At 30.6% G+C, this 20,444-nt stretch carries 24 protein-coding genes; 13 read left to right on the top strand and 11 right to left on the bottom strand.

Going from position 1 to position 20,444, the window contains the following annotated elements; genetic code table 11:
• Positions 1–103 precede the first annotated feature (103 nt).
• The 4 genes from panB to ACFQ1U_RS11635 are packed head-to-tail and all read left to right on the top strand — an operon-like array spanning position 104 to position 2,725.
• Positions 104–922: a 3-methyl-2-oxobutanoate hydroxymethyltransferase gene (panB, locus tag ACFQ1U_RS11650; RefSeq protein ID WP_386108552.1), complete on the top strand. Its 819-nt coding sequence runs from the start codon at positions 104–106 to the stop codon at positions 920–922.
• 5 nt (positions 923–927) lie between these two features.
• Positions 928–1,866, top strand: a complete 939-nt coding sequence (locus ACFQ1U_RS11645) for a 2-hydroxyacid dehydrogenase (RefSeq protein ID WP_386108550.1) — start codon at positions 928–930, stop codon at positions 1,864–1,866.
• A gap of 6 nt (positions 1,867–1,872) precedes the next feature.
• The gene (locus ACFQ1U_RS11640) at positions 1,873–2,328 is read left to right on the top strand and encodes a DUF1801 domain-containing protein (protein ID WP_386108548.1); all 456 of its coding nucleotides are present in this window, start codon (positions 1,873–1,875) and stop codon (positions 2,326–2,328) included.
• A gap of 7 nt (positions 2,329–2,335) precedes the next feature.
• Positions 2,336–2,725 carry a VOC family protein gene (locus tag ACFQ1U_RS11635; RefSeq protein ID WP_386108546.1) on the top strand — a complete coding sequence of 130 codons (390 nt, stop codon included), beginning with the start codon at positions 2,336–2,338 and terminating at the stop codon, positions 2,723–2,725.
• Here ACFQ1U_RS11635 and ACFQ1U_RS11630 read toward each other — a convergent pair.
• On the bottom strand, positions 2,720–4,228 hold the full coding sequence (locus ACFQ1U_RS11630) for a hypothetical protein (protein ID WP_386108544.1): 1,509 nt from the start codon (positions 4,226–4,228) through the stop codon (positions 2,720–2,722). The genes ACFQ1U_RS11635 and ACFQ1U_RS11630 overlap by 6 nt on opposite strands.
• 154 nt (positions 4,229–4,382) lie before the next feature.
• Between ACFQ1U_RS11630 and yiaA the strand changes: the two genes are divergently transcribed.
• The 3 genes from yiaA to ACFQ1U_RS11615 all read left to right on the top strand — a co-directional run bounded on the left by yiaA (position 4,383) and on the right by ACFQ1U_RS11615 (position 5,672).
• Complete coding sequence (gene yiaA / locus ACFQ1U_RS11625) at positions 4,383–4,865, top strand: inner membrane protein YiaA (protein WP_386108542.1); 483 nt, start codon at positions 4,383–4,385, stop codon at positions 4,863–4,865.
• A gap of 112 nt (positions 4,866–4,977) precedes the next feature.
• Positions 4,978–5,259, top strand: coding sequence for a TM2 domain-containing protein (locus ACFQ1U_RS11620; RefSeq protein ID WP_386108540.1), 282 nt, complete (start codon positions 4,978–4,980; stop codon positions 5,257–5,259).
• 26 nt (positions 5,260–5,285) lie between these two features.
• Positions 5,286–5,672 (top strand): hypothetical protein, encoded by a 387-nt coding sequence (locus ACFQ1U_RS11615; protein WP_386108538.1) that lies wholly within the window; start codon positions 5,286–5,288, stop codon positions 5,670–5,672.
• Between the two features lie 35 nt (positions 5,673–5,707).
• Here the strand turns inward: ACFQ1U_RS11615 and ACFQ1U_RS11610 are convergent, their stop codons facing one another.
• The 4 genes from ACFQ1U_RS11610 to ACFQ1U_RS11595 all read right to left on the bottom strand — a co-directional run bounded on the left by ACFQ1U_RS11610 (position 5,708) and on the right by ACFQ1U_RS11595 (position 11,044).
• The gene (locus ACFQ1U_RS11610) at positions 5,708–7,516 is read right to left on the bottom strand and encodes a GNAT family N-acyltransferase (protein ID WP_386108536.1); all 1,809 of its coding nucleotides are present in this window, start codon (positions 7,514–7,516) and stop codon (positions 5,708–5,710) included.
• A 48-nt stretch (positions 7,517–7,564) separates the two neighbouring features.
• Positions 7,565–8,821, bottom strand: coding sequence for an aspartate kinase (locus tag ACFQ1U_RS11605; RefSeq protein WP_386108534.1), 1,257 nt, complete (start codon positions 8,819–8,821; stop codon positions 7,565–7,567).
• Complete coding sequence (locus ACFQ1U_RS11600) at positions 8,808–9,290, bottom strand: GNAT family N-acetyltransferase (RefSeq protein WP_386108533.1); 483 nt, start codon at positions 9,288–9,290, stop codon at positions 8,808–8,810. The genes ACFQ1U_RS11605 and ACFQ1U_RS11600 overlap by 14 nt, the downstream gene beginning before the upstream one ends.
• Before the next feature lie 191 nt (positions 9,291–9,481).
• Complete coding sequence (locus tag ACFQ1U_RS11595; protein WP_386108531.1) at positions 9,482–11,044, bottom strand: hypothetical protein; 1,563 nt, start codon at positions 11,042–11,044, stop codon at positions 9,482–9,484.
• A gap of 118 nt (positions 11,045–11,162) precedes the next feature.
• Here ACFQ1U_RS11595 and fbp point away from each other — a divergent pair, with 118 nt between their 5' ends.
• Together fbp and ACFQ1U_RS11585 are read left to right on the top strand one after the other, a co-directional pair.
• A complete protein-coding gene (fbp, locus tag ACFQ1U_RS11590; protein WP_386108529.1) occupies positions 11,163–12,197 on the top strand; it encodes a class 1 fructose-bisphosphatase in 1,035 nt (344 codons plus the stop codon).
• 116 nt (positions 12,198–12,313) lie between these two features.
• A complete protein-coding gene (locus ACFQ1U_RS11585; RefSeq protein ID WP_386108527.1) occupies positions 12,314–12,922 on the top strand; it encodes a superoxide dismutase in 609 nt (202 codons plus the stop codon).
• Between the two features lie 54 nt (positions 12,923–12,976).
• Here the strand turns inward: ACFQ1U_RS11585 and ACFQ1U_RS11580 are convergent, their stop codons facing one another.
• Both ACFQ1U_RS11580 and ACFQ1U_RS11575 read right to left on the bottom strand, forming a co-directional pair.
• Positions 12,977–14,125 carry a cystathionine gamma-synthase gene (locus tag ACFQ1U_RS11580; protein ID WP_386108525.1) on the bottom strand — a complete coding sequence of 383 codons (1,149 nt, stop codon included), beginning with the start codon at positions 14,123–14,125 and terminating at the stop codon, positions 12,977–12,979.
• Positions 14,126–14,127: 2 nt separating this feature from the next.
• Positions 14,128–14,583 (bottom strand): DinB family protein, encoded by a 456-nt coding sequence (locus ACFQ1U_RS11575; RefSeq protein WP_386108523.1) that lies wholly within the window; start codon positions 14,581–14,583, stop codon positions 14,128–14,130.
• A gap of 40 nt (positions 14,584–14,623) precedes the next feature.
• Here ACFQ1U_RS11575 and ACFQ1U_RS11570 point away from each other — a divergent pair, with 40 nt between their 5' ends.
• Entirely contained in the window at positions 14,624–14,971 is a 348-nt protein-coding gene (locus ACFQ1U_RS11570) for an arsenate reductase family protein (RefSeq protein WP_386108521.1), read from the top strand.
• A gap of 28 nt (positions 14,972–14,999) precedes the next feature.
• On the opposite strand, the gene ACFQ1U_RS11565 is transcribed toward ACFQ1U_RS11570, so the two are convergent.
• From ACFQ1U_RS11565 to ACFQ1U_RS11555, 3 genes are read right to left on the bottom strand one after another with little or no spacing between them, the layout of a single operon-like run.
• Positions 15,000–16,043, bottom strand: coding sequence for a glycosyltransferase family 9 protein (locus tag ACFQ1U_RS11565; protein ID WP_386108519.1), 1,044 nt, complete (start codon positions 16,041–16,043; stop codon positions 15,000–15,002).
• Positions 16,044–16,048: 5 nt separating this feature from the next.
• Complete coding sequence (locus ACFQ1U_RS11560) at positions 16,049–16,657, bottom strand: DUF4254 domain-containing protein (protein WP_386108517.1); 609 nt, start codon at positions 16,655–16,657, stop codon at positions 16,049–16,051.
• A gap of 26 nt (positions 16,658–16,683) precedes the next feature.
• A complete protein-coding gene (locus tag ACFQ1U_RS11555) occupies positions 16,684–17,523 on the bottom strand; it encodes a hypothetical protein (RefSeq protein WP_386108515.1) in 840 nt (279 codons plus the stop codon).
• Between the two features lie 100 nt (positions 17,524–17,623).
• Here ACFQ1U_RS11555 and ACFQ1U_RS11550 point away from each other — a divergent pair, with 100 nt between their 5' ends.
• From ACFQ1U_RS11550 to mscL, 3 genes are read left to right on the top strand one after another with little or no spacing between them, the layout of a single operon-like run.
• Positions 17,624–18,229, top strand: coding sequence for a thymidine kinase (locus ACFQ1U_RS11550; RefSeq protein ID WP_386108513.1), 606 nt, complete (start codon positions 17,624–17,626; stop codon positions 18,227–18,229).
• Between the two features lie 3 nt (positions 18,230–18,232).
• The gene (alr, locus tag ACFQ1U_RS11545; protein WP_386108511.1) at positions 18,233–19,333 is read left to right on the top strand and encodes an alanine racemase; all 1,101 of its coding nucleotides are present in this window, start codon (positions 18,233–18,235) and stop codon (positions 19,331–19,333) included.
• A gap of 52 nt (positions 19,334–19,385) precedes the next feature.
• A complete protein-coding gene (gene mscL / locus ACFQ1U_RS11540) occupies positions 19,386–19,790 on the top strand; it encodes a large-conductance mechanosensitive channel protein MscL (protein ID WP_386108849.1) in 405 nt (134 codons plus the stop codon).
• A gap of 50 nt (positions 19,791–19,840) precedes the next feature.
• Here the strand turns inward: mscL and ACFQ1U_RS11535 are convergent, their stop codons facing one another.
• A complete protein-coding gene (locus ACFQ1U_RS11535; RefSeq protein ID WP_386108509.1) occupies positions 19,841–20,431 on the bottom strand; it encodes a carboxymuconolactone decarboxylase family protein in 591 nt (196 codons plus the stop codon).
• Positions 20,432–20,444: the final 13 nt, after the last annotated feature.

Raw genomic sequence — 20,444 nt, 5'->3', positions numbered from 1 at the left:
AAACTATGTAAAAATTATAGGTGTAATTTGAAATTAACACAAGATTAACTTACAAAACCTATGCTTAAATTAACTATTTTTACACATCATTAAAAAATAAACAATGTCAGTAGCAAAAAAACAATACAAAAGAGTTACCGTAAAGTCATTAGTGGATATGAAAGCTAATGGAGAAAAAATATCTATGTTAACGGCTTATGATTATACCATGGCAAAAATTGTAGATGGTGCAGGTATTGATGTAATTCTAGTAGGAGACTCTGCTTCTAATGTAATGGCTGGTCATGAGACTACGTTACCAATTACTTTAGATCAAATGATTTATCATGCTAGCTCTGTGGTTAGAGCTATTGATCGTTGTTTAGTGGTAGTAGATTTACCTTTTGGTACTTATCAAGGTAATTCTAAGAATGCTTTAGATTCTGCCATTAGAATAATGAAAGAATCTGGAGGGCATGCTGTAAAATTAGAAGGAGGAAGCGAGATTGCTGAATCTATTTCAAGAATATTAACAGCAGGTATTCCAGTAATGGGCCATTTAGGGTTAACACCACAATCTATTTATAAATTTGGAACATACACTGTAAGAGCGAAAGAAGAAGAGGAGGCCGATAAGTTAAAACAAGATGCTAAAATGCTTGAAGAATTAGGGTGTTTTGCGATAGTTTTAGAAAAAGTTCCCGCAAAATTAGCGGCTGAAGTTGCAGCAAGTGTATCTATACCTGTTATTGGAATTGGAGCTGGTAGTGGTGTAGATGGCCAGGTATTGGTAACACATGATATGGTTGGGATGACACACGAGTTTAACCCACGTTTTTTACGTCGATATTTGGACTTACACACCGAAATGACAAATGCTTTTGAGCAATATATAAAAGACGTAAAATCTGTTGATTTTCCAAACGAAAACGAACAGTATTAATTGCAATGAAAGTACTACATTTAGATACTAACCATCCGTTATTAAAAACTCAATTATCTCAATTAGGTTTTACAAATGACGAAGATTATACATCATCAAAAGAAACTATAGAGGCAAAAATTCATCAATATGATGGAATTATCATAAGAAGTAGGTTTACTATAGACCAACAGTTTTTAGACAAAGCAACAAATCTTAAGTTTATAGGTAGAGTAGGTGCTGGTTTAGAAAATATAGATTGTGATTATGCTGCTACTAAAAGTATTCATCTTATTGCTGCACCCGAAGGAAATAGAAATGCAGTGGGTGAGCACTCTTTAGCATTATTATTATCCTTGTTTAATAAAATAACAAAAGCAAACACCGAAGTTAAAAACGGACAATGGTTACGCGAAGAAAATAGAGGAATAGAGCTTGATGGGAAAACAGTAGGCTTAATAGGTTATGGTAACATGGGGAAAGCTTTTGCAAAAAAACTTAGAGGTTTTGATGTTACTGTTTTATGCTATGACTTAAAAGAAAATGTTGGTGATGAAAACGCAACACAAGTTTCTTTAAAAGAATTACAAGAAAAAGCCGATGTGTTAAGTCTACATACACCGCAAACACCTTTAACTATAAATATGGTTTCTGAAAATTTTATTAATCATTTTTCAAAACCTTTTTGGTTAATAAATACCGCAAGAGGAACATCTGTAGTAACAAAAGATGTAGTATCAGCATTGCAATCGGGTAAAATTTTAGGAGCAGGATTAGATGTATTAGAATATGAAAAGAAATCGTTTGAAAATTTATTTTCAGATACAGATATGCCAGATGCTTTTAAGTATTTAATAAAAGCAGACAATGTAATTTTAAGTCCGCATGTAGCAGGATGGACAGTAGAAAGTAAAGAAAAATTAGCTCAAACTATAGTTGATAAAATTAGAAGAATATATATGTAATTGGATATGAAATACGAAGCTAGCAGTCCTGAAGAATATATAGCGCAAGTTCCTGAAGAGAGAAAAGAAGCTCTAGAGCAACTAAGAACTGTAATAACAAATAATTTACCTGATGGTTTTAATGAAGGAATACAATATGGGATGATTGCTTATTATGTACCTCATGATATTTACCCAGAAGGATATCATTGTTCACCAGAGCAGCCATTGCCGTTTATGAGTTTTGCTTCTCAAAAGAATTCTGTTAATTTATATCATAGCGGAATTTATGCTATGCCAGATATTCACGATTGGTTTGTAAACGAGTATCCAAAGCATTGTAAAAGAAAGCTAGATATGGGAAAAAGCTGTATACGATTTAAGAAGATAGATGAAATTCCGTATGACTTAATAGCTGAATTATGTCGTAAAATATCAGTTAAAGAATGGATTGTTAAATACGAAGAAAGTATTAAAAAGTAAGTTTAATATGAAAAAAGGTAAAGTATTAGGTATTGGCGGTGTTTTTTTTAAGTCTGATAACCCAACAGCATCCAAAGAATGGTATAAGAAGAATTTAGGTTTTAATACAGATGATTGGGGGTGTACTTTTTGGTGGAAAGATAATGAAGGTAAAAAGGCTTCAACACAATGGAGTCCGTTTGATAAAAATACTGATTATTTTAAGCCATCTTCTAAAGATTTTATGTTTAATTATAGAGTAGAAAATTTAGATGAATTATTAGCTGAACTAAAAGAAAATGGAGTTGAGGTAATAGATAAAGTAGAAGAGTATAGCTATGGTAAATTTGGCTGGATACTAGATTTAGAAGGGAATAAAATTGAACTATGGGAACCTAATGATCAAGCTTTTTTATAAGTCTTGTGCCTGTTTTACTAAAGCTAATGTGGTTTCATAAATAGGTTTTTGAATCATTTTACTCTTTAGCCAAGCATAAAAACTCATTACAAAAATATCTTCTTCTTTAGCACCAATCCATCTAAACGAGTTTTCTACTTTATTGTAAAAATCAATAGTAGTTACAGTTTTAGGATTGTAAAAAAATAATTCAACATATTTTAAAAAGATGAGTACTTGTTCTTGTCCAATCTTCTTTAAAAAAGCACCATGTTGTCTTTTAAATTTTGCTAGCCTATTATCAAATAAATCAGAATAATCAAGTTCTACTAAAAGTAAAATTTCAATTAAATTCTTTTTAATTACCCATTCATTACCTACTTTTTCTTCATACCAAGAATCTGTATGATATAGTTCTGTTATTAATTTATATGATTTTTTTACAGCTCCTTTTTGAAAAAGAAATACAATTAACGCTAAAAATAAATCCAAAGTAGTTTCGTAATCTTTTCTTTTTTTAACCAGTAAATTTTCTAATCGATTAATAGCGATGTCTTGATTATTGGTATAGTTTAGATTTAAATTATAGAGTAATTCATACTTTAATTTAAAAACAGCTTCATATTTCTTAGGGTTTTTGTCAATTTCATTATTCATTAAACCTAAAAAATACATGGATTTTTTAAATTGTTTAGTTCTAAATAAAGTATTTGCTATCATATATAGTACATGAATATGATAAAAGCGTTCTTTATCTTTATTAGGGTGTTTACGTAAAATATCATAAGTATTTAGCATAAAAGACTCTATTTGTAAATAGTCTTTAGAAATAAAGGCTGAAATACTAACAATACTAAGTAATTGATAAAATGATTTAAAAGATAGATTTTTATTGATGTCTATATGCTGTTCATGAAGAATTTTTAATACAATTTTCTGAAAATCTATAACTTCACCCTTATTGCTAATTTTATATAAAATAGCTTTTACCTTAGCATATACAATATTTAATTGCTCTTCTAATTTTAATAAATTTTGATTTTTATTGAACTGATCAATTAATTTTTCAAGATCCTCTTTTGGATTTAAATGAGCGTATTGAATACGTAAACGATAGATCTCGTTTAAATACGGATATAACTGACTATTGTCTGCAATTTTATGAGCTTTATCTAATAATTTACTACCAACATTATAATGATTTTGTTGTAAAAAAGAACGGGCAACTAGTATGTACTTAATTACTGTTGTTTTCTCAGAGTTTTCTTCTTCTAAATTAATAGCAGCCAAAAAATCTATTATAGTTTGATGTAATCTTTTTCTTAAAGCATGGTAAGCATCGTTATTAGTGTCTGCTTTATATAATTGGTTTTTTATTTCTTTAGATGTAAACTTTTGTGTATAAATTAACTTAAAAAGTGTTGAGTTTTTTACATCACTTCTCCTGTTTTTCTTTTGTAAATACATCAAAAACTTATTCGCATTTTCATCAGAAAAAGAAGAAATTATAGTTTCTAAACTCATAATAAATAGTCAGTTATTTTTTGTAAAAGTACTTTATTATTTGATTATAATTAATTTTAATATATTTTAAATCGTCAGTTTTTAAAATAAATTTATTTTTTAATCACCTATCAACCTTCCATCTTTGCCATGTAATTATTTAAAATTAATTATTATGGATTATCAAACAACGGTTTCTGGTAATGAAACCACATCTAAAAAACAAAAGAAAAAAGAAAACAAAGCATTTGACCAAAAACCAACAGCTGCTTTTGTGGGAGCATCATGGGCTTCATTATGTATTGGGGTAGTTAGTTATTGTATTGGTTTATGGAATGCAGAAATGTTATTAAACGAGAAAGGATACTATTTTACAATTCTACTTTTCGGTCTGTTTTCTGTAATATCTGTTCAGAAATCTGTTAGAGATAAATTAGAAGGAATAGCAGTAACACAATTGTATTATAGTATAAGCTGGATAACTACTATTATAGCTATTTTATTATTGATAATAGGATTATGGAATGCAGAATTAGCTTTGAGCGAAAAGGGATTTTATGCCATTTCCTTTTTGTTAAGTATATATGCAGCAATTGCAGTTCAAAAAAATACTAGAGATATAGCTTTTATAGACAGAAGTGAAAATGAAAAACAATAAAAAATTGTTTTGATAGTTCGATTAATTCACAATTAATCATTATTAGCCTCAACAATACAAAATTGTTGAGGTTTTTTTATAAATTTAAGAACTAACTTAAAATTAAGAAACTATGAATATTGTGGATGAAAAAGGTAATAATATACCAAATCAAGAAAGTAAAAGAGTTATATCAGGAATATTGGCTATTTTATTAGGATCATTAGGAGTACATAAATTTGTTTTAGGCTATACTAAACAAGGTTTGTTATTATTAATTTCTGCTATAATTACTTTTGGTATTGCTACAGCAGTAACTGGACTTATTGGATTGATAGAAGGAATTATTTATTTAACCAAAACCGATGAAGAATTTGTTTATACCTATCAAACCAATAGTAAACCATGGTTTTAATTAGTAACCCCTAAAAATTTTACATAATGTCAGAAGAAAAGAAAGCATCATCAAATGATGAAAAAGTTAAAAGCTCTTTAGATAATTTATCAGAAAAAGCTGAAAGTTTTGCTAAAAATGCTGAAGAAAAAGCATCTGAATTAGCAGGAGAAGCAGGAGAAAAATTAGCAGATTTTGCCGATGATGCTAAAGAAGCTTTTCATGAAGCTAAAGAAAAGGTTCATGAAATATTAGATAGCGAAGAAGTTCAAAAGGCCAAAGAGGCTCTAGAAAATGTTGGTGAAAAAGCTGCGGAATTAGCAGGAGAGGCTGGAGAGAAATTAGCCGATTTTGCGGAAGATGCTGCAGAAGAGATGAAAGAGGTTAAAGGAAAAGCCAAAAACTTTTTTCAACGTCTTTTTGGAAAAAAGTAATACTAAAAAAGCGAACCAATTGGTTCGCTTTTTTATTATTTGTTAGCAGCTTCTTCTGCAGCTTTACGTTCAAGTTCTTCTTGGAACTCTTCTAATACTGGTTTAACAGTGCTTTCAGGTAAGTCTGCAACCTTTATGTACATTAAACCGTCTACAGAGTTGTTAAACTTTGGATCTACGTTAAAGGCTACTAAACGTGCGTTTTGCTTAACGTATTTTTTAATTAATACAGGTATTCTTAAAGCTCCTGGTTCAATTTCATCAATAACCTTATCAAACTTATTCATATCCGACTGTGTTGCATCAAAAACAAAGTCTTTATCTACATCTTTTAACTTAACCTTATATTCTTTTTTAGGATGAATATATTGGGCTACATACGGATCATAATAATGAGATTTCATAAATTCAATCATTAACGATTTGGAGAAATCAGAAAACTGATCACTAATACTTACACCACCCATTAAATATTTGTAAACAGGATAACGTAAGGTAACATGAACAATACCTTTCCAAAGTAAAAATAAAGGCATAGGTCTTTGTTGGTATTGCTTTATAATAAAAGCACGCCCCATTTCAATGGTTTGTTCCATCATTGGGTGCAATTCTGGCTCTATTTTAAATAAAGTTTGTACATAAAAACCGTTAATGCCAAACCTTTTAAAAATCTCTTTACCTAACCCCATTCTATAGGCACCTACTAATTGATTTGTTTTATTATCCCATAAAATTAAATGGTGATAATATTTGTCAAACTTATCTAAATCAATAGAATTATTGGTTCCTTCTCCAACTTCTCTAAAAGTAATTTCACGTAATCGACCAATTTCATGCAATAGATTAGGTATTTCTTTTGCAGAAGAGAAAAACACTTCATAGTTTTTACTTTCAAGTAAGCGTTTACCAGTATCTCTTAAGTCTGTAATTTCTTTAACAAATAAATCAGGGCTTTTTTGAGAGCTGATCTTTTTTGCCTTTTTAGGTATTTTTAAACTTTGTGTTGAAAGAATTTTTTGAGATTTACTAAAAGGATTTGCAAGCATGTAGGTTTTCTTACGTAAATACTCATAAAAATCTGGTATGTTTTTGTAATTATTTTGATCTGCTACAGAAATAGGTTTTCCAATTCTAACTTTTATAACACGTTTTTTTTGTGATAAAAGCTCAGAAGGAAGCTTAGCAGTACGAAGCGTATCACTAATTTTTGATAAGAAATAAAATAACTTACTATTTTTTGCATGAAAGTAAATAGGAATTACAGGCACATTTGCTTTTTTTATAAGCTTAACAGCACCTTCTTCCCATGGTTTGTCAACCATAAGTTTACCATCTCTGTATGTAGAAACTTCACCAGCAGGGAACAAACCCAAAGGTTTTCCTTCTCTTAAATGTAATAATGCACTTTTTATACCTGCTACACTCGATTTAGCATCTTTGTGATTCTCAAACGGATTAACCGGCATCACATATGGTTTTAAAGGCTCAATTCTGTGAAGTAAAAAGTTAGCAATAATCTTGTAGTCAGTTCTGTGCTCTAACAAAAGCTTAAGCAATAAAATCCCGTCTATACCACCCAGTGGATGATTAGAAATTGTTATAAAAGGTCCTTCTTTAGGAATACGTTTTAAGTCTTCTTCTGGAATTTCAAACTCAATTTGAAATTCATTTAACAACCCATTTAAAAACTCAAGGTCATTCTTGTGTTTATGTTTGTTGTATACCTTATTAGCTGTTGAGATACGTAATATCTTCATTAACAGCCAACCAATAAAAGTTCCTACTATACCGAACTTATCAACTTTAATTGCTTTTGCAACTTCTTTAGATGAAACTAAACCCATACCATTCTCATTAGAGCTAATTGCAAATATAGAAGAAAAAACGTTTGATTATACGTTTTCTTGAATTACTAATTGAGCGGTTTCAGTGTTTATTTGTCTGATGATAGACTTGCCTCTTTTTAAAATACTTTCAATAGCGCTATTGTCAAAATGACGAACGGTATATAATGCAACGTTATGGTATGATTTTATAGAGTATGAATACTGTAAATCATTAATAAACTGTTGAAAGTTACCAAATTTATCTTCTACACATACCGAAAAACTAATGGCAGAGTTTTGTATTAAGTTTACTTTTAATTTATGTTCATGTAATTTTTGAAAAACATGACTAATATTATCTTCTACCATAAAAGAAAAATCTTTAGCTGCAATCGAAATTAAAATCTGATTTTTCTTAACAATAAAACAAGGTGTTAAGGGTTCTATACCAATTGCTTTGGTTACTTGAGTGCCCTGTTGATTTACATTTTCAAAAGAACGAACAAACAATGGAATTTGTTTTTGTTCTAAAGGTTGTATGGTTTTTGGGTGAATTACAGATGCACCGTAAAATGCCATTTCAATAGCTTCGGTATAAGATATTTTGGTTAATAACTCGGTATTATCAAAAACTCTTGGGTCTGCATTCAAAACTCCTGGAACATCTTTCCATATAGTTACACTTTCAGCATCTAAACAATAAGCAAAAATACCAGCTGTATAGTCAGATCCTTCTCTTCCCAGCGTAGTTGTATCGTTTTTTTCATTAGAACCTAAAAAACCTTGTGTAATGTGTAAACTAGAAAGTGTTACTTGCTCATGAATAGCTTGTTGTGTAGCTTCCCAATTTATTTTAGCATCTCTGTAGTTAGCATCTGTTTTTATACAGTTTCTTACATCTAACCAATTGTTTTCAATGTTAATACTAATTAAATAATGACTAACTATAGTGGTTGATAATAACTCACCGTATCCTACAATTTGATCATAAATATAATTATAGTCTAAAGATTTATTGGTGGCCATAAAACCAGCTAACTCACCAAATAAATTATTTACAATAGAAAATACATCATGATCTTTATCAAAGAGACCTTCCATCATTTCTTGATGAAAGTTTTTTATGAATAAAATAGCGTTTTCTAAATTTTCTTTCTGATAACAATAAGCTTCTACAACTTTTTCAAAAGCATTTGTCATTTTTCCCATAGCAGAAATTACGACTAAGGTATTTTCTGTTCCTTCATGTTGTAAAACTTCAGCTACATTTTTAACTGCATCAGGGTTTTTTACTGATGCTCCTCCAAACTTAAAAATTCTCATTAATAAAAGTATCTAAATTTTGCTCATTCATGTGTACTACTCTCCAGTCTGGTAAAACTTTTGCTCCAGTACTTTTGTAAAAATTAATGGCGTTCGTATTCCAATCTAAAACATCCCAAGCAACACGTTTACATCCTTGTTCATGTGCATATTTAAGCACTGCGCTATACAATGCTTTTCCAGCTCCAATACCACGTTTACTTTGGGTTACCATTAAGTCTTCTAAATGCACGGTTTTTCCTTTCCAGGTAGAATAACGTTCATAAAATAAAGCCATTCCAATTATGGTATTATTTTCTTCAGCAACAAAGGTTTTAAATTTTGGATTATTAGTAAAACCATCTTTAATTAAATCATTTTCTGTTAACTCTACCTCATTAGGAAGTTTTTCAAAAACAGCTAGTTCATTAATTAAGGTTAAAATTGCGGATACGTCTTCTTTTTTACCAGGTCTTATAGTAAAACTCATGATTTGTAATTTTTTGACAAAGATACTTTTTATAATAGGCTTGTAAAGTAAATACGAATTTACAACACATCTAAATTTTTTTGTTGAAAATTTAGATTTTTAACAAATTGTTTAAAAATAAACAGTAAAATAAAAAAGCATGAATCAAACAATTGATTCATGCTTTTAAAAAGTATGTATGTTAATCTAAATTATTTAGAACAACTAGTTAAGTCTTTACAGTATTGTAACAAACTCTCTGAGGTGTTTTTATAAGTTTTAGCATTAACTTTTTCTATAACGGCTGGACAATTTTCTGCCATTTTCTTTAATCTTTTATTAAACCCAAAAACAAATCCTGCACTTGATGTAGATTTTCCGTTTTTAGCACCTGGAGTTACTATAATAAGTTCTTTATTATTAAATTGATATAAATTGATCTTATCGGATTCAAATAAAACTTTACATAATTTACCAGAACCACCACCAATACTAACAGAGTTTTTAGATGCTTCATTAAAATTAATGGTTTTGTAATGTAAACCATCAACAAATAAAATTTCTTTACATCCTTCAGCTTTTTTGGTTCTTGTTCCTACAGGTGTTCCATTAGTGTCAAAAACAACAGTCTTAACGTCGTAACCAATGCTTGCAATATTTTTAGTTTCAACATCTACCTGTAAAGTGTCATTTTTTTGAGTAATTAAAAAGGCTTTATTAAGTTCTAATAAAGGTTTTTCTTTTGGTTCTTCAGCTACTTCTGGAGCTTCACTAACTTCGTTGCTATTATCTTCAGTGATAATTTCCATATGACGAGAAGTCATTTTGTTAGTAGCTAGAATGTTAGCAAGATTATCTCCGTATCTAATGAACTTTTTTCCATCAGATTTATCATAACCATTGTCTATAATTTTCTGACCGTATTCTTTTACTTTTTCAGGTTTATCTAAAAAGTAATATATGTTAGCTAAATTATAATAACTAGCATATTTAACTTTTCTCATTTTTCTTTTAGTTCCAGGATATCTTGGGATTACCTCTTCAAAATAAGTAATAACAGGAGCAAGGGCTGCTTCAATTTCTGTCATAGGTTTGTCAAACTTCATTTTACTAAAAATCTCTTTCATGTTGTTGAAAGCTTCGTGATGTTTAGCGTGTTCAGGATGTCTTTTAGAACCTAAAATCCACAAGAAGTCTCTACCTTTATATGGTTGATATCCGTATTTATCGTTTAAAAAATTACGAACTCTATTTTTAATGTTTTTTCTGTGTTGATTTCTGTAGTTATTCTTTATTTCATATTTGTTATTAGCATAGTGTCTTTCTGCTTTGTAATAGCTGTTGAACTCTGAGCTTTTGTAATCAGTTGACTCTTGAAAAGATTGTTCATAGCTATTGTTATTAAAAGAATTAATAACATTTAAAGTAGCTGAAGAAGTAAATTTAGATTTAGCTTGATAGGTGTACGAAGTGGAAATTACGTTACCATCGTCATCTTTCTTTTCATGCTTAATTTTTTCAATTTTAACTTCACTAGATGTAGTTCCGGTAAATTTATAATCTAAGTCTAAGGTACCAGGTTTATTAACCTTTGTAAAACCTTTAATGGTAACACCGTTTAAGTTTAAAGAATACGTTCTTTTATCGTTTTCTAAAATTGGCTTACTTGGTAATTTAACAAAAGAGACGTTAAAATACTCTCTGTCTAAATCTGTGCTTTGAGCAAAACTACTGTAGGTTAATAGAATAGCTGCTAATAAAAATAATTTTTTCATGATAAGGGTTTTCATAGTCTGCGAATGTAAATAAAAATTTTAACCCCAAATTATTTAGCGAAATCGTTGTAGTTGCTTAAAAAAGTTGGCATCTTTGCACACAACACAAAAATTTGATATGAACAACAAACACATGACACTTGGTGAGTTTATCATCAGTAAACAAAAAGACTTCAAATATTCATCAGGTGAGTTGTCTCGATTAATTAACTCGATTCGTTTAGCAGCCAAAGTAGTTAATCACGAAATCAGAAAAGCAGGATTAGTTGATATTACAGGAGCAGCTGGAGATGTTAATGTTCAAGGAGAAGCACAGCAAAAACTAGATGTATTAGCAAATGATTTGTTTAAACAAACATTAATTAATAGAGAAATTGTTTGTGGTATTGCTAGTGAAGAGGAAGATGATTATGTAGTGGTTGAAGGAAAAGATAAATCGAATAATAATAAATATGTGTTAATGATGGATCCGCTTGATGGATCATCTAACATAGACGTGAATGTTTCTGTTGGAACTATTTTTTCTATTTACAGAAGGGTTTCACCAGTAGGAACTCCTGTTACTAAAGAAGATTTTTTACAAAAAGGAAGTGAGCAAGTAGCCGCAGGTTATGTAGTGTATGGCACCTCTACTATGTTAGTATTTACTACAGGTAATGGTGTTAACGGTTTTACGTTAAATCCAGCTATTGGTACATTTTATTTATCGCACCCCAATATGACTTATGCAGAAATGGGTAAAATTTATTCGGTAAGTGAAGGGTATTTTACTCATTTTCAAGAAGGAATGAAGCGATTTTTAGTATATTGTAAAGAGTTGAATAAAGATGACGGAAGACCTTACACTGCTCGATATATTGGGTCTTTAGTGTCAGATTTTCATAGAAATATGATAAAAGGAGGTATTTATATTTATCCTGCTACAGCAATTACACCTAAAGGAAAACTACGCTTATTATATGAATGTAATCCTATGGCATTTATTTGTGAGCAAGCAGGAGGAAAAGCTACCGATGGTTTTACTAGAATTTTAGATATTAAGCCAACAGAATTACACCAACGAGTACCTTTTTATTGTGGAAGTAAATTATTAGTTGAAAAAGCAGAGCAGTTTATGAGCGAATATTCTGCAAATGAAAAACCTATGTATTAAAGAATAGTTATTTCTTATACAGATATAAAAATGATATAGGACTAACGGTTGTTAGTCCTGTTTTTTTATGGTAAATTCGTACAATAAAGATTTATTAACCAATAAAAACATAAAAAATGGCTTTCAATTTACCAGAATTAGGCTACGCTTATGATGCGTTAGAACCACATATTGATGCTAGAACAATGGAAATTCACCATTCTAAGCACCACAACGGATATACAACTAAATTAAATGCAGCTATCGAAGGAACAGATTTAGCAGATAAATCTATCGAGGATATTTTAACTAACTTAGATATGAACAATGCTGCTGTTCGTAATAATGGAGGTGGTTTTTACAATCACTCATTATTTTGGTCAGTAATGAACCCTGAAGGTAAAGGTCGTTTATCTGGAGAGTTAAAAGATGCTATTGAAGCTGAATTTGGTTCTGTAGATGCTTTTAAAGATGCTTTTTCTAAAGCAGCTGCAACTCAGTTTGGTTCAGGATGGGCATGGTTATGTGTACATAAAGGAGGTAAAGTAGAGGTTTGTTCTACTCCAAACCAAGATAATCCATTAATGCCAGGAGTAACTTGTGGAGGTACTCCAATATTAGGATTAGATGTTTGGGAACATGCTTACTATTTAAATTATCAAAACCGTCGTCCTGATTATATTGATGCTTTTTTCAATGTAATTAACTGGAACGAAGTAGAAAGAAGATATGCTGAAGCTAAATAAAAGCTTGTAAACATCAAATAAACTAAAAATCCGAAGTTTTTACTTCGGATTTTTTTATTTAGATAAAGCTTGATCTAAGTCAGCAATTAAATCATCAATATCTTCAATACCTACACTTAATCTAACTAAAGAATCTGTAATACCAACTTTTAAGCGTTCTTCTTCTGGTATAGATCCATGAGTCATAGTAACTGAATGATTAGCTAAACTTTCTACACCACCTAAAGATTCTGCTAGGGTAAATACTTTAATTTTTTCTAAAAAAGAAAAAGCAGCAGTTTTAGTATCTTCTTTAAAACGAAAAGAGACCATTCCGCCAAAATCATCCATTTGCTTCTTGGCTATTTCATGGTTAGAATGATTAGTCAATCCAGGGTAAAAAACAGTCTCGATACTAGGGTGACTTGATAAAAATTGTGCTACAAACATTGCATTTTCACAATGTCTTTGCATTCTAACGTGTAACGTTTTAATACCTCTTAAAGCTAAAAAAGAATCCATTGGGCCTGCAATAGCACCAGCCGCAAATTGTATAAAGTGTAATTGCTCTGCAAGCTTATTATTTTTTACTACTAAAGCACCCATAACAAGATCTGAATGCCCGCCTAAATATTTTGTAGCTGAATGCATTACAATATCTGCACCTAAATCTAAAGGACGTTGTAAATAAGGAGTAGCAAAGGTGTTATCAACAGCAACTAAAATAGTGTTGTTAATTTGTTTAACCATTTTAGTTATTGCTTCAATATCGGCAATTTTCATTAACGGATTGGTAGGTGTTTCAATCCATATTAATTTTGTTTTAATAGAAATAGCATTGACTACATTTTCAGGTTTATCCATATTTACATACTGAAAGCTCAATCCGTATTTTTGAAACAACTCAGTAAATAATCGGTAAGTTCCACCATATAAATCATCACCTGCAATAATTTCATCACCTGGATTTAATGTTCTCAAAACACAGTCAATAGCAGCTAAACCAGAAGCAAATGCAAAACCATGAGTTCCGTTTTCTAATGATGCTATTGCGTTTTCTAAAGCAAAGCGGGTTGGGTTTTTACCTCTTGAATATGCATATCCTTTATGGTTACCAGGACTATTTTGTGCATATGTTGAGGTTTGAAAAACAGGCACCATCACAGCTCCAGTACTTTCTTCGGGATGTTGATTTCCGTGAATTGTTTTGGTGTTAAATTTCATAATTATACCAGCTTTTTTAATGACATTATAACTCCTAAATGCATCGCTTCATGTAAATTGTTAAAAGCAATGGCAGTTTGTATATCAGTTAAAACATAGCCAGTACTAGTTGGATATTCTTGATAAGTTTCAAAAATATTAGCATTAAAATCTTCTTCCAAAGTATCAGGAAGTCCTAAAAATAATTCTTTAATATCTTCAAAATCTTCCTCAGATATTGTTTCTGATGGAAATGTACCTTTTCTATATGCGTCAATTAATTCATCTGGAACTAAACATTGCAGATCTGATAATTTATAGTGAAGTAATTGTTGCGTAACAACTAAGTGAGTAATGTTCCAAATAATATTGTTTTTAAAGCCTTCAGGAATTACATGTAACTGCTCATGAGTTAAGCCTTCAATGTTTTTTAAAACTAATTCTCTTGTTTTTCTTAGAATATTGAACTGGGTTTTCATTTTGTTAGTATTTTAGCGTTGCTAAAGATACTTAATTACCATGAAGAAAGTGTACTTTTTACAAACTTGTGACACGTGTAGAAAAATTTTAAAAGAAGTAAATATTGAAGGTTTTGAAAAACAAGAAATAAAGGCAAATCCTATCACTGCTTCGCAACTAGAAGAGCTTTATAGCTATACAAATAGTTATGAAGCGTTGTTTAATAAACGAGCAAAATTGTATCGTGAAATGGATTTGAAAAATCAAAAGTTACAAGAACAAGACTACCGTCAGTATATTTTAGATGAGTATACATTTTTAAAACGTCCTGTTTTTGTAGTGAACGATCAAATTTTTGTAGGTAATAGTAAAAAAACTATAGAGGCTTTAAAACAAGTACTTGATTAGTTTAAAAAAGAGTGAAGACTTTTAGTTTTTACTCTTTTTTAGTACGAGTATGTTTTTTTACTAAATCGATAATTTTATCAATATTAATAGTGTTAAAACATGTAAGATACTCTTCCGGAAATTTATTTCCGTAAACAGACGTTGGAATGAGTGGGTATTTTGTTAAATCTGGTGTTATTTGATGTGTTTTTGGTTGATTAAACGCTGTAAAACCAAGATAAGGATGAGTTAGTCCCCAGATGGTAATAACTGGAGTTTGTAACATGGCGGCAATATGGCCGTTGCCAGAATCCATTGCAATCATTACATCTAAATTAGCTATAATATCTAATTCTTCTTTAAATGTTACTTTTTGAATAATAGAGGTAACATTGCTGTATTTTTTAGCAACCTTTTCTAAAATTTCTTTTTCTTTATCACCACCTCCAAATAGTATAACTTCTGTAAAATTTAATTTTTGGAGTATTTGTTCAAGAATATTAATTGGTAATGATTTGCTTTTAAATGCTGCAAATGGAGCAATTCCTATTACAGGTTTGCCTTTATATTTGTTAAAAAAAGGCGTGCTAACTTTTCTTTTTTGAATAGTTTTTATTGTTAATAAATCCAAAGATAAACCAAGCTTATGAAAAACTAACGCATAACGCTGATGCATAGTTTTTAATGGGTGTAGTTTTTTTGTTACATCATTTTTAGTAAGCAATTTTTTTTCTTTTCTTCCTTTGTTTAATTGCGCACAAGTCGTACCATTTATTCTAAATAAAGTTACTAGTATTTTAGAGCGTAATACATTATGAAGGTCTGCAACAGCATCAAACTTTAGGGATTTTAAACTTTTAAATAATCGAAGTATCCCAAAGAAACCTTTATGTTCTCCTTTTAAATCTGGTGTTATTAAAGTTATGTTTTCAAATTCGTCGAAAAAAGGACTAAAAAAAGCGCGAGTGACAACCGTTATTTTTAAGTTAGCGTTTTGTTGAAGTAATGCTCTTAATACAGGTACAGTCATAGCAACGTCTCCCATTGCTGAGAGACGAATTACTAAAATGTGTATTGTTTTTTTGTGACTCAAAAGGGTTATTTTTGAGAACGAAGAACTGGATTTAACTCATCATCATTGTACATTTTCATTTGCTTGTACACTTTCATGAATTTATCTCCGTTTTCGATATCTGTAAGTAAAGTATCAATAGCAGTAGATAAATCTACTCTTTGTTCTAATAAAACATCTAATTTTTTTTGACAGTTTACCCTATGGTTTTCAGAAGCGTTTTCTCTTGTTGCTTCTTCTTGCATATGGTAAATTTTAAGTGCTAAAATTGATAAACGATCAATTCCCCAGGCAGGACTTTCAGTATTAATTCCAGCGTTTTCTTTTGGGGTTATGTGTTTGTATTTATCTAAGAAATAAGCATCAATATACTCAACCATATCAGTTCTGTCTTGGTTAGATGCATCTATTTTTCTTTTTAAATCTAAGGCAGCAACTGGCTCAATATTTGGATCTCTAATAATATCTTCATAATGCCATTGAACAGTGTCTATCCAGCATTTTCTGTATAATAGATGAGCAATTAAGTCGTCTTTTTCACTGTACTTATTGGTGAATGATTGGTAAACGTCATCTTTAATATGATAATCATTAATTACCTCTTGAAATATTTTGTTTGCTTTTGTAGTAAACATGAACTTGTATTTAATTTATAATTTGCCTACGCAAATCTTCTCTCTATATAATCTAATAAACGCGTTTCGTATTCTTCTTTACTACTCCAATCGTAATCTGGTTTTACCATTTTCGAAATAAATTTTTTCGCGTCTTTTTCGTTGTCAAAGGTATTCAATTGCGATATAACACGATTAAAATCTTCTTGATTTCCGTCAAATAAATTTTTCACAAAGGCAATTCTATCATTTAAACCTATCTGAATTGTATTTTGAAGTTTGTCATTAATTGTTTTTGGCGTTTCTACTTTTTGAAATAAATCAGCCATAACATCTACAGATAACGTATCTTTTAATTCATCTTCTAAAGTGGGTGTAGATGGACTTTTAGTTTCTTCAATAAAAGTAGCCTCATCTTTAATTTCAGGATCCCCAAAAAGTAAATTCTCTAATTCATCAAAAGGTTGCTCAATAACTTCTTCTGTAGTTTGTTCTATTTTATCTTCAGAAATAATTTCTTCTGCTACATCTTCAATTACTTGTTCAGAAATATCATTAGCAGCTTCCTCTAATAAATTATCTTCAATAGGTAAGTTGTTATTTTCTGTAACAATTTCCGTTATTGGTTCGGCTTCTAATTTTGCTGTTCTTTCTAATGAAATTAATGTCTGGTTTTTTTCTGCAGATGTAATTTTTTCAATTAACTCTTCCTTACTAACATCAGCATTGGGTGTAGTGGTTAAATATTCATCTACATACGCTAATAACGCAAGTTTTTCGTACACTTCGTGCGCTTTTTGTTTTAGAGCAAGCACATCTTCTTTATTTTTCATTTGTAAAATACTGTGTGCTAAACTGGTTAAGTCTGATGCTAATTTTTTGTGCATAAGTTATAGACGGTTTTTATTTTATGCTGTTAAATTTTAATAAATTTGCTCGTTGCCATTTGGCGCACAAAAATAATGTTTCGAGCTTTAAAATTACAAAATGTTTCTTGAAAATACAGTAAATCATACAGAACAATTTGGGTGGATAGAGGTAATTTGTGGCTCCATGTTTTCTGGTAAAACAGAAGAATTAATCAGACGATTAAAAAGAGCACAATTTGCAAAGCAACGTGTTGAGATTTTTAAACCCGCCGTAGATACTAGATATGATGACGAAGAAGTAGTATCTCACAACGATAGTAGAATTAGGTCTACGCCAGTGCCTGCATCTTCAAATATAAGATTGTTAGCAAACAATGTTGATGTTGTTGGTATTGATGAAGCTCAATTTTTTGATGATGAAATTGTAGCCGTTTGTAACGATTTAGCAAACAGAGGTATTCGTGTTATTGTTGCTGGTTTAGACATGGATTTTAAAGGGAAGCCTTTTGGACCAATGCCCGCTTTAATGGCAACAGCAGAATATGTTACAAAAGTACATGCTGTTTGTACCAGAACTGGTAATTTAGCTCATTACAGCTACAGAAAAGCGCAAAGTGATGATTTAGTTTTACTTGGAGAAACATTAGAGTATGAGCCTTTAAGTAGAGCAGCCTATTTTAAAGCCATGAAAAAAGTGGCAACACATAATCAAGAAGAAGAATAAGGTATGAATAACCATGTAACGGTGTTAGAGATAGATAGTAATGGATTATTACACAATCTCAATTACTTTAAACAAAAATTACAGCCTACTACCAAATTTTTAGCTGTTGTAAAGGCTTTTGGATATGGGAGTGAAGCTGTAGAAGTAGCTAAAATAGTTCAAGAGAAAGTAGATTATTTTGCTGTTGCATACACAGATGAAGGTATTGCTTTAAGAGAAGCAGGTATTAAAACTCCTATTTTAGTTTTACACCCTCAAATACCTAATATACCATTGTTAGTGCAACATGGTTTAGAACCTAATTTATATAGCTTTAAAATTTTTGATGCATTTTTAAAGTATGCTGATGAAGCTCCGTTAATGAATTATCCTGTTCATATAAAATTTAATACAGGCTTAAATAGATTGGGGTTTTGGCATACAGATGTGCCAACCATTATAGCAGAGTTAAAGCAATCTAATAACGTTAAGGTTCAATCAATTTTTTCACATTTAGCTGCTAGTGAAGATTTGAGTGAGCAAGAATTTACCGTAAATCAAATTAATAATTTTGCATACACTGTTAAGCAGATGTATGAACATTTAGGGTATGAGCCGATGATTCATATACTTAATACATCTGGTGTGGTAAATTATACCAAAGCTCAATTTGATATGGTAAGAGTAGGTGTTGGGTTGTATGGTTTTGGAAACTCTGAACAAGAAACAGCACAACTAAAAAATACACATACTTTAAAGTCAATTATTTCCCAAATTCATATTATTCAACCAGGAGAAACTGTTGGTTATAATAGAGCTTTTGTAGCTTCAAAAGAAACTAAATCGGCCACTATTCCTATTGGTCATGCTGATGGTATTTCCAGAAGGTTAGGTAAAAAAAATGGATTTGTATTTATTAATAATCAGCCAGCACCAATTATAGGAAACGTTTGTATGGATATGATTATGGTTGATGTTACAAAAATAGATTGTAAAGAAGGTGATGAGGTTATTGTTTTTAATCATCAGCAACATATAGAATACATGGCGCATAAATGTGAAACAATACCTTATGAAATTCTAACAGGTTTATCCCAACGAATTAAAAGATTGGTAAAACGTTAAATTTTTCTTAATTTTCCAGTTCAATAACTATTAAAAAAGAATATTTATGGGAATGTTAAAAGAATTTAAAGAGTTTGCAATGAAGGGTAACCTTGTAGACATTGCAGTTGGTTTTGTAATGGGTGCAGCCTTTAAGCAAGTTGTAACTTCTTTTACAGGAGGTATTGTATCTCCGTTAATAGGTTTAATTTTTAAAGCTGATTTTAAAGACTTGAAGTTAGTTGTAAAAGAAGGTGTAGCCGATGCAGAAGGTAAAATAGCAGGTGAAGTTGCTGTTTTATACGGTGAGTTTTTAACCAATGTTATTGATTTTATTATTGTAGCATTTGTAATGTTTATGGTGGTAAAAGGCGTAAATGCATTAAAGAAGAAAGAAGAACCGGCTCCAGAAGCTCCAAAAGGACCTTCTCAAGAAGATTTATTAGCAGAAATTAGAGATTTATTAAAAAAACAATAAATTGTTCTACTTAATAAAAAAAGGCTCGCTTTTGTTGCGAGCCTTTTTTTTTAAATATGCTTACCCTTGTTCCATCCATGTTTACCAAGGTATTGCTCACCGCTTTCTACAGCGCCATCTTCAATACTGGTTCCCATGCTGTCGTTCCATCTATTTAAATATCCAAATAACGAAATCACACCTAACATTTCAACTATTTCACCTTCATTCCAATATTTATATAATTCGGTTTTAATATTTTCATCTACATTATTTGGAATTACAGAAGCAGCTAATGAAAAATCAAGTGCAGCTCTTTCGGCATCAGAAAAAGCAGAATGAGTCTTATATTCCCAAATATTATCTAATTTTTCCTGCTCAGCTCCATATCTTTCTGCAGCCCTAATTGCATGAGCTTGGCAGTACCTACAACCAGTAGCATTGCTACTAACCCAAGCAATCATTCTTTTTAAAGCAGAAGTAACACGACCATGATTGGCCATTACAGCTTTGTTTAAGTTGATAAAAGCTTTAGAAATTTCTGGCCTGCGTTGCATGGTTAGTACAGAATTAGGGCAAAAGCCTAATGTTTCATTATAAAAGTCAGCTAAACGCTTGGTTTCTTCATCATGGTTTGGATCTAACGGAGTTACTAATGGCATTTTTTCTAGTTTT

The sequence above is a fragment of the Tenacibaculum geojense genome (genome assembly GCF_042676005.1).
In the GTDB taxonomy this organism is placed as follows: domain Bacteria; phylum Bacteroidota; class Bacteroidia; order Flavobacteriales; family Flavobacteriaceae; genus Polaribacter; species Polaribacter geojense.
The sequence above is the reverse complement of the archived record's forward strand: the minus strand, read 5'-3'. Positions and strand labels throughout refer to the sequence as shown.

Coding starts and splice junctions, on each gene's coding strand:
- panB (WP_386108552.1), top strand. CDS start 104: ATGTCAGTAGCAAAAAAACAATACAAAAGAGTTACCGTAAAGTCATTA.
- ACFQ1U_RS11645 (WP_386108550.1), top strand. CDS start 928: ATGAAAGTACTACATTTAGATACTAACCATCCGTTATTAAAAACTCAA.
- ACFQ1U_RS11640 (WP_386108548.1), top strand. CDS start 1,873: ATGAAATACGAAGCTAGCAGTCCTGAAGAATATATAGCGCAAGTTCCT.
- ACFQ1U_RS11635 (WP_386108546.1), top strand. CDS start 2,336: ATGAAAAAAGGTAAAGTATTAGGTATTGGCGGTGTTTTTTTTAAGTCT.
- ACFQ1U_RS11630 (WP_386108544.1), bottom strand. CDS start 4,228: ATGAGTTTAGAAACTATAATTTCTTCTTTTTCTGATGAAAATGCGAAT.
- yiaA (WP_386108542.1), top strand. CDS start 4,383: ATGGATTATCAAACAACGGTTTCTGGTAATGAAACCACATCTAAAAAA.
- ACFQ1U_RS11620 (WP_386108540.1), top strand. CDS start 4,978: ATGAATATTGTGGATGAAAAAGGTAATAATATACCAAATCAAGAAAGT.
- ACFQ1U_RS11615 (WP_386108538.1), top strand. CDS start 5,286: ATGTCAGAAGAAAAGAAAGCATCATCAAATGATGAAAAAGTTAAAAGC.
- ACFQ1U_RS11610 (WP_386108536.1), bottom strand. CDS start 7,516: ATGGGTTTAGTTTCATCTAAAGAAGTTGCAAAAGCAATTAAAGTTGAT.
- ACFQ1U_RS11605 (WP_386108534.1), bottom strand. CDS start 8,821: ATGAGAATTTTTAAGTTTGGAGGAGCATCAGTAAAAAACCCTGATGCA.
- ACFQ1U_RS11600 (WP_386108533.1), bottom strand. CDS start 9,290: ATGAGTTTTACTATAAGACCTGGTAAAAAAGAAGACGTATCCGCAATT.
- ACFQ1U_RS11595 (WP_386108531.1), bottom strand. CDS start 11,044: ATGAAAAAATTATTTTTATTAGCAGCTATTCTATTAACCTACAGTAGT.
- fbp (WP_386108529.1), top strand. CDS start 11,163: ATGAACAACAAACACATGACACTTGGTGAGTTTATCATCAGTAAACAA.
- ACFQ1U_RS11585 (WP_386108527.1), top strand. CDS start 12,314: ATGGCTTTCAATTTACCAGAATTAGGCTACGCTTATGATGCGTTAGAA.
- ACFQ1U_RS11580 (WP_386108525.1), bottom strand. CDS start 14,125: ATGAAATTTAACACCAAAACAATTCACGGAAATCAACATCCCGAAGAA.
- ACFQ1U_RS11575 (WP_386108523.1), bottom strand. CDS start 14,583: ATGAAAACCCAGTTCAATATTCTAAGAAAAACAAGAGAATTAGTTTTA.
- ACFQ1U_RS11570 (WP_386108521.1), top strand. CDS start 14,624: ATGAAGAAAGTGTACTTTTTACAAACTTGTGACACGTGTAGAAAAATT.
- ACFQ1U_RS11560 (WP_386108517.1), bottom strand. CDS start 16,657: ATGTTTACTACAAAAGCAAACAAAATATTTCAAGAGGTAATTAATGAT.
- ACFQ1U_RS11555 (WP_386108515.1), bottom strand. CDS start 17,523: ATGCACAAAAAATTAGCATCAGACTTAACCAGTTTAGCACACAGTATT.
- ACFQ1U_RS11550 (WP_386108513.1), top strand. CDS start 17,624: ATGTTTCTTGAAAATACAGTAAATCATACAGAACAATTTGGGTGGATA.
- alr (WP_386108511.1), top strand. CDS start 18,233: ATGAATAACCATGTAACGGTGTTAGAGATAGATAGTAATGGATTATTA.
- mscL (WP_386108849.1), top strand. CDS start 19,386: ATGTTAAAAGAATTTAAAGAGTTTGCAATGAAGGGTAACCTTGTAGAC.
- ACFQ1U_RS11535 (WP_386108509.1), bottom strand. CDS start 20,431: ATGCCATTAGTAACTCCGTTAGATCCAAACCATGATGAAGAAACCAAG.